Raw genomic sequence first — 11,265 nt, 5'->3', positions numbered from 1 at the left:
GCCGCCGTCGATCGGCTCGCGGATTGCCTGGTTGCAGAGACTTTGCTTTCCCCCCGCTTCAGTACGCGCGCAGTCGCCATGTTCAACTCCATCTGTCTTGTGTGCAAGATAGAGCGCATTGTCACACAAGGCAAGATGTGCCGTTCAGTGATAAGACGAACTCGACCAGGTGTTGCGTGTGGCAGGCAGGCCGCTTGTCTTGACGGGTGAGACCGAGGCTTTACCCGCTGGCGCGGTTAGCCGATCCTGGTGCAACGGGCATGGACCTTCGCGTTGCCCGTTTAATCATCGAGTCGCATGGTGGGCGCATGTGGGCGATCGGTTCGCACGGGAACCGTGCAACCTTTCACCTAAGCCTACCCGTCGCGATCTAAGGCCAATGATGAATCAGCCGGTGTGATGGGGTTCGTAATGAGTCCGCTTGCTTCCCACGCTCATCAGCGTCGGTGCCGGATAGCAACACCTCTCGAGCAAGCCGGATGCCGGAAAAGCATGGGAGTAATTCGCGATCCGGACGGGCACATGATCGAAGTTGGCCGAGCAAGAGTTGCAGGACTGCTGTTCTCTAGAGAGACCGGTGGATCGCCAGTGCAGGCGAGGGTCGCTGGGAGCACCCGATGCCACTCTCAATCTGCATCATAGCGCTCCGCTTCGCAGAGGCGATCTCGCGTCGGATGCTCGAAGCCGGGCGGTCACGACAGAAACAACAAAGCGTATTCGAGTCGGTAGAGCGCTAACGCCTTTCCCTCACTCATCGAACCACCAGTTCCGGCTTCGCTGCTGCGGCCGACCGAAACAAGTCGAGCGGCGACAATGCCTTTGGTCGCCGAAACCAGAGAGTACTTCGGTCGCGAGCGGCGGTCCACCAATCGCGTCGCCGCCGAAACCTCCCACGGCTGGGTAGTCCGCAGCTTTCCTGCCTGAATAGCCCTTCGCTACATCTCGCTTCTCGTCGCGAGAGGGAGAGCGGGGCGGGGAGAGTGCGGCCTTGCCGGGGGCGCAGAGAGCGATCCGGCAGGCTGACACTCTCGCTCGAAGGACATCTCCATGAACATTGTCACGACCACTGCGGTCGTCTCCCGGACGGCCCCCTCCGTTAACGCGCCGGCATTCGACGCCATCGACACGGCCCAAGCGATCCACCAGGCGGCCACGGAGCTTCTGCCTCTCCTTGAACAAGGCAAGCCCATCACTACGAGGACATTGCGCGTTGCCATGACCGCCAGCTTCGGCGGCACCGACGCACAAGGCTTCTGGGTTTGGAAGGACGCCTATGAGGCGCTCGAATCTGCCCAGGTCCTGTTCATCCGCAGATTCGGACCGGCGATCCTGTCCCGATCGGCCTCGCCCGAGGCGACTCTGACAATGATGAGGCGCATCGCCGATCTCGTTCCCACCCACACACGGCGCTCCGACGAGAGCCAGGCCATGCAGCAGCTGTCGACGCCGCTGCCGCTCGCCTTCGTCACCGCTCAAGCGGCCGCGATCTCCTCTTCGGATGTCGTTCTCGAACCCTCGGCCGGCACCGGCCTGCTCGCAGTCCATGCCGAGATTGCCAGAGCCTCGCTCGCCCTCAACGAGCTTGCCATCACCCGCGCGGATCTGCTCGGCCTGCTGTTCCCGCGCGCTCCCGTTTCCCGGCACGACGCAGCCCATATCGACGATCATCTCGATACCACCTTCGAGCCTTCCGTCGTGCTGACGAATCCACCTTTCACGGCCGGCGCCTATGTCGACGGTCATGTCGCCGATGCGGCATGGCGGCACCTCTCTTCGGCCTTTGCCCGCCTGCGTTCCGGCGGCCGCTTAGTCGCCATCACCGGTACCGGGCTTTCTCCCGAAAACCCGAAATGGCGACCCGCCTTCGAGCGGCTCCAGCAGCAGGGCAGGGTCGTCTTCACGGCGGCGATCGACGGCCGTGTCTATGCCCGCCACGGCACGACGGCCGAAACCCGCCTGACGATCATCGATAAGGTACCCGCAGCAGACCCGTCCCGCTTCGCGGCCTCGCCGGGCAAGGCTGCTGACGTCGAGACACTGCTGTCGTGGATCTCCGACCTGCCGCCCCGTTCACCGAACGGCTTTCCGGACTCCATCGGCGCCCTGTCGAGCAGCATGCTGCGCAATGCCGCCATGCAGATGGCTACGCGATCCGCGCCGGGAGCGGCACCTACGGCAACTGCTGCCAAAACAATCCGGCCGGTCCGTCAAATTGCCCGGGCAAAGCCCAGCCGACCAGTCGTGCCAGACGCCACGCCTACCGGCCCCCTTGTCTACGAGCTGCGCGACTGGATGCCCGAGAAGGGCGGCGGGCTCACCGACACGATCTACGAGCCCTATGCGCTGCAGTCGATCGACATCCCGCGCGCCAAGCCGCATCCGACGCCTCTGGTCCAGTCGGCCGCAATGGCCGCCGTCGCGCCGCCGAAGCCTTCCTATCGGCCTCTACTGCCGGATGCGATCATCGACGAAGGCCTGCTGTCCGACGCCCAGATCGAAAGTGTGATCTATGCCGGTGAGGCACATTCCGGCCATCTCGCCAGCGCCTGGACGGTCGACGAAACCTGCGACGTCGTCTCGGCCGCTCCCGACGGCGCAGAGAATGCTGTTCGCTTTCGCCGTGGCTGGTTTCTGGGGGACGGCACCGGCTGCGGCAAGGGACGCCAGGTCGCCGGCATCATCCTCGACAACTGGCTGCAGGGTCGACGGCGCGCGATCTGGATCTCGAAATCCGACAAACTTCTCGAAGACGCCCAGCGCGACTGGGCAGCGCTCGGCCAGGAACAATTGCTCGTCCAGCCTCTTTCCCGCTTCCGGCAAGGCACGCCAATCCGCCTTGCCGAAGGCATCCTCTTTACGACATACGCCACCCTGCGCTCCCAGGAGCGCGAGGGCAGGAAGTCGCGCATCGCCCAGATCATCGAATGGGTCGGAAAGGATTTTGATGGCGTCATCGTGTTTGATGAAGCCCACTCGATGGCCAATGCCGCCGGTGGCAAGGGCGAGCGCGGCGACATCGCGCCTTCGCAGCAGGGGAAGGCGGGCCTGCGCCTGCAGCATGCGCTGCCCGACGCCCGCGTCGTCTACGTCTCGGCAACCGGGGCGACCGCGGTCGAAAACCTCGCCTATGCACAGCGCCTTGGCATCTGGGGCAGCGAGGACTTTCCCTTCGCTAACCGTGCCGAGTTCGTCGCGGCCATCGAGGATGGCGGCGTCGCGGCCATGGAAGTGCTCGCCCGCGATCTCAAGTCGCTCGGCCTCTATACGGCGCGTTCGCTCTCCTATGATGGTGTCGAATATGAGCTCCTCGAGCACGCGCTGACCGAGGAGCAGATCCGCATCTACAACGCTTATGCGGACGGCTTCCAGATCATCCACAACAACCTGACCGCCGCGCTCGAGGCGGCCAACATCACCGGCGACGCCGGGACGCTGAACCGCAACGCCAAGGCGGCAGCGCGCTCGGCGTTCGAGAGCACCAAGCAGCGCTTCTTCAGTCATCTCATCACCTCGATGATGACACCGACCCTGATCAGCGCAATCAGGCAGGACCTCGCCGACGGCCACGCGGCCGTCGTGCAGATCGTCTCGACCGGCGAGGCGCTGATGGAACGCCGGCTTGCAGAGATGCCGACCGAGGAATGGTCGGATCTCCATGTCGATGTCACGCCCCGCGAGTATGTTGGCGGTTATTTGGTGCATTCCTTCCCGACGCAGCTGTTCGAGGCGTATTCGGACGCCGAGGGGAACGTCTACTCGCGGCCCGTCCACGACGAGGACGGTAACCAGGTCCAATGCCGCGAGGCGGTGCGCCGGCGCGACGAGATGATCGAAAGGCTGGCCTCGCTCCCCCCGGTCGGCAGCGCACTCGACCAGATCGTTCATCATTTCGGGACAGAGACCGTTGCCGAGGTGACCGGGCGCTCGCGCCGTATCATCAGGAAGACCGGCCGCGACAGCATCGACCGGTTCGCAGTCGAGAACCGCCCGGCCTCGGCCAACCTGGCCGAGACGCAGAGCTTCATGGATGACGACAAGACTGTACTGGTCTTTTCCGATGCCGGCGGCACCGGCCGCTCGTATCACGCCGATCTCGGCGCGAAAAACCAGAGACTGCGCAAGCACTATCTGCTCGAAGCCGGCTGGCGGGCCGACAACGCCATCCAGGGGCTCGGCCGGACGCACCGGACTAATCAAGCCCAGCCGCCACTGTTCCGGCCGATGGCCGCCAATGTGAAGGCCGGCAAACGTTTCCTGTCGACCATTGCCCGACGTCTCGACACGCTTGGCGCGATCACCCGCGGCCAGCGCCAGACGGGCGGCGCAGGGCTGTTCCGATCCGAGGACAATCTCGAAAGCCCCTACGCCCGTGCGGCGCTACGTCAGTTCTATTATCTGCTGCACCAGGGCAAGATCGAGGGCTGCTCGCTGACGACCTTCGAGGCGGTCACCGGCCTGTCGCTGACCACCGAAGAAGGCGGGCTGCGCGACGAGCTGCCGCCGATCACGACCTGGCTCAATCGGCTGCTGGCGCTGCGCATCGAAACCCAGAATCTGCTGTTCGAAGTGTTCGAGCAGCTGATGACGGCAAAGGTCGAGGGCGCCATCGCCGCCGGCAACTATGACAAAGGGCTGGAGACGATCACGGCGGAGAGCATCGTCGTCACCGATCGCCGCACAGTCTACACGCATCCGGTTTCCGGCGCGCAATCTCATGTGCTGACCGTGGCACGCAAGGATCGCATCCGCCCGCTCGGCCTGTCCGAAGCACTGGCGATCGCACGCGCGGAACCGCCGTCGGTTCTCCTGGCCAACGCGCGGTCAAGCCGCGCGGCGATCCAGCTGCCGACGGCAAGTCTGATGCTCGATGACGGGACGATAGAGCACCGGGTGCGCCTGCTGCGGCCGACCGACGAGCTGCGCTTCGGTCTCGATGCCCTCGCCGAAACTCATTGGCAGCCCGCCGACCGAAGGCTGTTCTGCGAGCTGTGGCAGGCAGAAGTCGCCGCCGTTCCGGAATTCACGACCAGCACCTTCCACATCGTCACTGGCCTGCTGCTGCCGATCTGGCGGCGGCTGCCAGACGATGACTGCAGAGTTTACCGCATCCAGACCGATGCCGGCGAACGCATCATCGGTCGTCACATCGCGCCGACGCTGGTCGCGACCATGTTGCGCAATCTCGGGATCGACAATGTGCCGACACTCGCTCCGCACGAGGCATGGACCGGCTTGATCGAGGGCCGGATCGGGTTGCAGCTTGCCGATGGCCTGATTCTTCGCCGCAGCCGCGTCATGAACGACTATCGCGTGGAGCTGATCGGCTTCACCGATGCGATGGTCCCTCGGCTGAAGACCCTCGGCCTGATCGCGGAAATCATCTCCTGGAAGCTCAGGCTGTTTATCCCGACGGGCGGGCATGGCTCCGCCATTCTCGCCGCGCTTCTCGATCGCCACACGCTGGTCGGCGTCACCGACCGCGCATCCGCAGCGTGAATGGAGGCGATCGTGACCGGCTCGGCCTCCGAGCTGGCGCGCCGCCTTGGTGACCATGCCGAGGCGGTGTGCCGCGAATATCTGTCCAACGGTTGTCGCTCCGGCAACCACTGGATCGTCGGTGATGTCCGCAACACGCGCGGCCGCTCCATGCATGTACGGCTGAAAGCAAATGCCAAGGGCCCTGCCGGGAAGTGGGTCGATGAGCAAAGCGGGGAACATGGCGACCTGCTTGACGTGATCGAGCAGAGCTGCGGTCTGGTCGAGTTCCGTGAAGTCGCCGACGAAGCCCGTCGGTTTCTCTCCATGCCCCTGCCACCGTCCCGGCCTAATGGCTCGCAGCGCCAGCCTGCCGCGGCACGCGGCTCCCCCGACGCTGCGCGTCGCCTGTTCGCCATGTCTCAGCCAATCGTTGGCACGCCGGCCGAACGATACCTCGCCGGCCGCGGCATTCTGCTCTCCGCGCATGAGCGTGCGCTGCGCTTCCATCCCGGCTGCTACTACCGGGATTTTGTGACCGGCGAGACGCAGACGCTCCCTGCCCTGATTGCCGCTGTCACCAGCTTCGACGGGCAGATCACCGGCCTGCAACGCACCTGGCTTGATCCCTCGGGTCAGGGCAAGGCGCAACTCGCCGATCCACGCCGCTCACTGGGTCATCTCCTGGGCAACGCCGTCTGGCTTGGCCTTGAGCCCGGTGCGCCACGCCCGGTTGTGGCCGCCGGTGAGGGGTTCGAGACGATGGCCTCGCTGCGTACAGTGATGCCGGCACTGCCGGTCGCCGCCGCCACCTCGGCCAATCACCTCGCCGGCCTGACCTTCCCGCCTGGCTGCCGTCGCTTCTACATCGCCGCCGATGCGGACGCCGCTGGGCGGCATGGCATCGAACGTCTCAGCCAGCGCGCGGGCGAGGCCGGGATTCTCGCTCTGACGTTGCAGCCGCAGCTCGGCGACTTCAACGACGATCTGCGCCATCTCGGCCCGGCCCATCTCGCGGCATGGCTCAGCGATCAGCTCCTCCCGGAGGATGCCCGTCTGTTCCTGTCGCCCGGATGACCGGCCGGGCCGGCAGGCGTGGCCGGCGCGACGTCGCCGGATAGCCTGCAGGCATGGCGGCGGTCCGCCGGAGAGGCCGCGCCCGCAGCCTGCCCGAGAGGCGACCCTGCCACCCCCCATTCACGGCCGCAACGGCTACGCCGTCCTCCGCTCGCGCTCCGGCCTTCGGTGCGGCCGCGCCCGGGGCGCGGCCGGGATGCGCTGTCAGGCCGCGATAGGCGCGGTCACAACCGACGGAGATACGCCATGACCTACGACCTTCCTTTCGACGACGCCCACGAGCCCTACCACGCCTCTTCGCCGACCGACCGTGTCATCCTCGAACTGCAGATGTACGGCCATCGCCCTCATCAGGACGAACCTGATCCTCGGCCACTTCCCGACGACGAGGTGATCCGGGCCGGCCTCGCCGGAATCGTCGAGACCTTCGCCGGCATGCTTGGCGACACCAGGCTCGAACCCGACCTCGACGACCTGCTCTGGTCCTTCGCAAACGTCTTCCACCGTGCCGCCGAGCGCGTCGCACGCAGCCTCGATCGCAATGAGGAGGCCCAGCGTTCTAGCCAGCAGGAGCAAGACGGTTCCGAGGTGAAGTCGGTCGAGTTGGAACGGCTCACTGCCGAGGGCATCACCTATATCGAGCGCCGCAACGTGCTCGAAATCATGCGCGACGAGGCCGCCGACCTCTACGAGGCACAAACAGGATCGGCATGGCGGCCGCGCACCGGGTCCAAGGTTTCCCATCAGGCGATGACCGCGGCGCTGATCGACAGCCGCGACTTCCTCGCCGCCCGCCGCCACGCCGAAACCGAGGTGCTCGTCCCGGCCGGCACCAAGATCGCCTTCGCCGGCGGCCTCGACTGCAACGATCACGACCGGATCTGGGACGCGCTCGACAAGGCCCGCGAGAAGCATCCCGACATGGTCCTGCTCCATGGCGGCAGCCCGCGCGGCGCCGAACGCATCGCCGCCTGCTGGGCCGAGAACCGCAAGGTCACCCAGATCGCCTTCAAGCCGGACTGGAACCGTCACGCCAAGGCCGCTCCGTTCCGCCGCAACGACCAGCTTCTCTCGGTCATGCCCTACGGCTTGATCGTCTTTCCCGGCTCCGGCATCACCAACAACCTTGCCGACAAGGCCCGTCGGCTCGGCATCCCCGTTTGGCGGTTCGCCGAGGGCGGCGCGTGAAGCGCCGCTTTCCTCTCATCCGCAATCGAAACCCGACTGCGCGAAGCGCGGCGCCGTCCGCCTCCGCAGATCATATCGACGCGGTGGAGCGTGCCGCCAACGCTACGTCGTATTGCGTTCCGCGTTACACAAACGTATATACGTCCGCAGCACAGGAGCGCACTATGGCCACCACAGCCCCGAGGAAGGAAACCCCCGTCTCGATGCGGTTTCGCGACGATGATCTCACCATCATCGACCGCGGGGCGGAGCTGCTCGGCCTGTCGCGCACCGAGTTCGTGCGGCGCGCAGCACTCCACGAAGCGCAAGCGGCCATCCTCAACGAAACCGTCATCCGCGTGTCCCCGGAAGCCTATGACGCCTTCATGCAGGCGATCTCAGCCCCCGCCGCCGCGCCCCCGCCGAAGGCGGCCGAGCGACTGCGTCGGTCCCCGCCCTGGGACCGTTAGGTGGCGCTGTCAGGCATCGAACTCCTCGACGACGCGCACCGCCTCGACAGCTTCGATTGCGGCAAGCCGGCGCTCAACACTTGGCTGGCCGGCTTCGCGCGAACGAACCAGGCCCGCGGGTTTACCCGCGTCCTGGTCGTTCACCACGAGGCAACAGTCGTCGGCTATTACGGCCTCGCGCCGGGCGTGATCCAGCCAAACAGCGCACCGCGCGCCATCCGCACCGGACGCCCGCCCGATCCGATCCCCTGCCTGCTGATCGGTCAACTCGCCGTCGACCGCCGCTATGCCGGACAAGGCATCGGCAGCGGCCTGGTCAAGGACGCGCTGCATCGCTGCGTCGCCGGCGCCGACATCGTCGGCGGCCGCGCGGTGGTGGTGCGGGCAATCGACGCCGAGGCCGAGCGCTACTGGCAGAGCTGGGGCTTCATTCCCGCGCGGGACAATCCGTCGGTGCTCATGCGCTCGATCCAGGACGTCAGCCTCTGGCTGGCCGACAAAGGCCACTAACTCCCCGCGCGTAGCGCCTCCGCCAGCGGCAGGGTCTGGGCGCGCCGGCCTGGGGCCGGCCGGGCTCTAGTCGCGGCGGTCCGCCGCTCCCCGCGCCGGCTTTGCCGTCTTGGCCTTCGGGTGACGATCCCTCGCGCAGGGCCAGAGGGAGAGGGCGGCCGGCGGGGCGGGAACGCTGGAGAGAAGGGAAAGTCACGATGTCGATGATATTCATAGGTGGATCACGCGAGATATTCGAGCTACCGGAACCTGCCATCGCCCGCATCGGCGCAATAGTCGCTGCCGAGCACGGCGTGCTGATTGGCGACGCGCCCGGAGCCGAAATGGAAGTGCAGTCGCTTCTCGCAGGGTACGGCTACGAACATGTCGGCGTCTTTTGTGCCGGCAACGAGCCGCGGAACAATCTCGGCAACTGGGCCGTCTATCCCGTGTCGCCGCCGAATGGCGCGAGCGGCTTGTCCGCCCAAACGCAGAAGGACCGCGAGATGGCCCGGCGTGCCGATTACGGGCTGATGATCTGGGACGGTGAGGACCCAGACACCTTCCTCAACGTGTTGCGGCTCGCCATGGCCGAAAAGCCCTGCGTCACCTACGACGTTGTCAATTGGCTGGTGACAACCACGCACAACTTCGAGGACTGGAGGGTCGTGTTGTCGCGAACCAGCCCCAGACTCCGGCAGCTGCTTGCCGAGCGCATGACGCCGAACGAGCAGCTTGCGATGACACCGGTATGAACCCGCCGTGACGGACCAGGCCGCGCAGCGGCATCCTGACACAGGCATTTTGAGAGTGAAATCGCAGCGGCGGACCGTAGCCGATGCCGTCATGTCCCAATTGAGCCGTCAGAGCTGATGCTACGCGGCTGTTTGCTGCCCTGAGTCCGGCAGTCGCGAGCCGGCCCCGGAAAGGCCGGCGCCGTCTGCTCGCTTCGCGGTGCTCCAGAGGAGGCTGGGCCACCTTCTCGACTTGCCTTTGGCAACCGGGCGACAGCCCGAAGGCCCAATCAGGCGGCGTCAATCTCGGCGACGTGGCCTCCTCGCCGGGATCAGGGCGAAGCTGCGAAACCTAAACTCCGATTGGCGAAAGTCGTTGGCCTGCGGACGCTGCGGGAACCAGCCGCTCGCGCTGGGGATACGGTGTCAGGGACGATGGTGGAAAGGGTGGTGACGGGATCGGCCGAAACATTCCAGCGGTCGCCGGCTGGTGATCAGCGGGTCGCGATCGAGGCGGCCAGCGCTGTTCGTCCCGGCTTCGGTTGCAACGCGAGCCATTCCCTTTTGATGTCGCCTTTGTAGAGGACCGCCTGCTTTGTGCGGTCAACCCCTGGCGGGGTACTCTCGACGAAAATTCAGGAAAATTCGATTTCTGTTTCTTGGTTTGCAGGCAGGCGAAGGGCCTGCCCGCGTTCTTTATGAAAATAGAATTTTCCAGAATTTGCGCCGAGATGACCGCAGCAGGACGGCCCTCTCCTTCGACGCCATCGGGAATGGTTCCCGATGCAACCGAAGGAGAACTACCATGGCTACCACGATCGCTAACCTCACCACCAAGTCCGACGGCTCGATGGAAGGCGTCTTCGCCACGCTCCGGGTCAATGCCCCGATCACCGTCGTCCCGAATCCCTCCAAGGCCAGCGAGGAAGCGCCCGATTACCGCATCCTCAACAAGCGCACCGGCTTCGAGATCGGCGCCGGCTGGTATCGCCGGTCGCAGCGGTCCGGCGAGGAATACCTCTCCGTCAAGATCGAGGCGCCCGAGATCGGCGTGATCTTCGGCAATGTCGCCCCGGCCCCCGGCGGCGAGGAGAACAAGAAGGTCATCCTCTGGAACAACCCGCAGTGAGCCATCGGCGCCCGGCCCCGCAAGGGGCCGGCTTCCCCTCGCCAACAGGAGGCTACGATGAGCCGCTACACCATCACCGTCACCGGACCGGACCGCTCGGATCCGGACGCTGTCATCGGCTACGACCCGCCGCTGCGAACCTACTTCCTGCAAGCATTCCCGCACCAAGAAACCGACGAGCCCGCGCTCTGGCTTGGCACCCAACGCCACGCGTTCGAGACGCTGGAGGAGCTTCGCCGGGCGGCCCTGGCACGCGGCTTCGACCTCATGCCGTTGTCGGCGGCAATCTCGTCGAAACTCATCGAAGACAAGGTCACTGCCGCGGAGCGGCAGCGCGAGTGGTCCTGGCCTGAATTCTGAAATAGCTGCCATTCATAGAGCTGGCGACGGAGTGGTCCATCGCCAACCCTTTATGCATGCCGACAATACGAACACCAGTTACTCAACCCTCGTCGATATCCCGGTCGCACGATCGAACTCCAACTGCCGACCCGTCTTTCACGTGGAAGCGGTATCGGGAAATCTCCAATGACGACGATTGGCCGGATCAGCCGCAGGGCCTCGAAGCTTCCTTTCCCGCAGCCAGTCAACCCGTCAGCCGGTGTGCGTCCTAAAGTCTGGCGGGCTTGAGGTCAGCTTCGTCGGCAAGCAGCGGCCGTCAAAGATGGACAAACTGACCGCCAGGCGCGAGCTGCTGGATGAGATCGAAGTCAATGGTGTTGGC

The 11,265-nt window shown here is 65.4% G+C and carries 9 protein-coding genes; all 9 read left to right on the top strand.

Annotated features, from left to right (window positions below; all coding sequences use genetic code 11):
* Positions 1-1,047: 1,047 nt before the first annotated feature.
* Positions 1,048-5,496 (top strand): strawberry notch family protein, encoded by a 4,449-nt coding sequence (locus YU3_RS0133475; RefSeq protein WP_027170242.1) that lies wholly within the window; start codon positions 1,048-1,050, stop codon positions 5,494-5,496.
* Between the two features lie 12 nt (positions 5,497-5,508).
* Positions 5,509-6,552 (top strand): toprim domain-containing protein, encoded by a 1,044-nt coding sequence (locus YU3_RS0133470; RefSeq protein ID WP_027170241.1) that lies wholly within the window; start codon positions 5,509-5,511, stop codon positions 6,550-6,552.
* 246 nt (positions 6,553-6,798) lie between these two features.
* On the top strand, positions 6,799-7,740 hold the full coding sequence (locus YU3_RS0133465) for a DUF2493 domain-containing protein (protein ID WP_027170240.1): 942 nt from the start codon (positions 6,799-6,801) through the stop codon (positions 7,738-7,740).
* A gap of 164 nt (positions 7,741-7,904) precedes the next feature.
* A complete protein-coding gene (locus tag YU3_RS0133460; RefSeq protein ID WP_027170239.1) occupies positions 7,905-8,189 on the top strand; it encodes a DUF1778 domain-containing protein in 285 nt (94 codons plus the stop codon).
* Positions 8,190-8,699: a GNAT family N-acetyltransferase gene (locus tag YU3_RS0133455; protein WP_027170238.1), complete on the top strand. Its 510-nt coding sequence runs from the start codon at positions 8,190-8,192 to the stop codon at positions 8,697-8,699.
* A gap of 197 nt (positions 8,700-8,896) precedes the next feature.
* Complete coding sequence (locus YU3_RS0133450) at positions 8,897-9,433, top strand: hypothetical protein (RefSeq protein WP_027170237.1); 537 nt, start codon at positions 8,897-8,899, stop codon at positions 9,431-9,433.
* A gap of 784 nt (positions 9,434-10,217) precedes the next feature.
* Entirely contained in the window at positions 10,218-10,541 is a 324-nt protein-coding gene (locus YU3_RS0133445) for a DUF736 family protein (RefSeq protein ID WP_027170236.1), read from the top strand.
* Between the two features lie 57 nt (positions 10,542-10,598).
* Positions 10,599-10,901, top strand: a complete 303-nt coding sequence (locus YU3_RS0133440; RefSeq protein WP_027170235.1) for a hypothetical protein — start codon at positions 10,599-10,601, stop codon at positions 10,899-10,901.
* Positions 10,902-11,079: 178 nt separating this feature from the next.
* Positions 11,080-11,265: hypothetical protein (locus tag YU3_RS41555; protein ID WP_210163533.1), on the top strand; the 186-nt coding region annotated here is incomplete at its 3' end.

It is taken from the genome of Mesorhizobium sp. WSM3224, from assembly GCF_000427725.1.
Lineage (GTDB): Bacteria > Pseudomonadota > Alphaproteobacteria > Rhizobiales > Rhizobiaceae > Mesorhizobium.
Note: the sequence above shows the minus strand (reverse complement) of the source record. Positions and strands in the feature narration are given on the sequence as shown.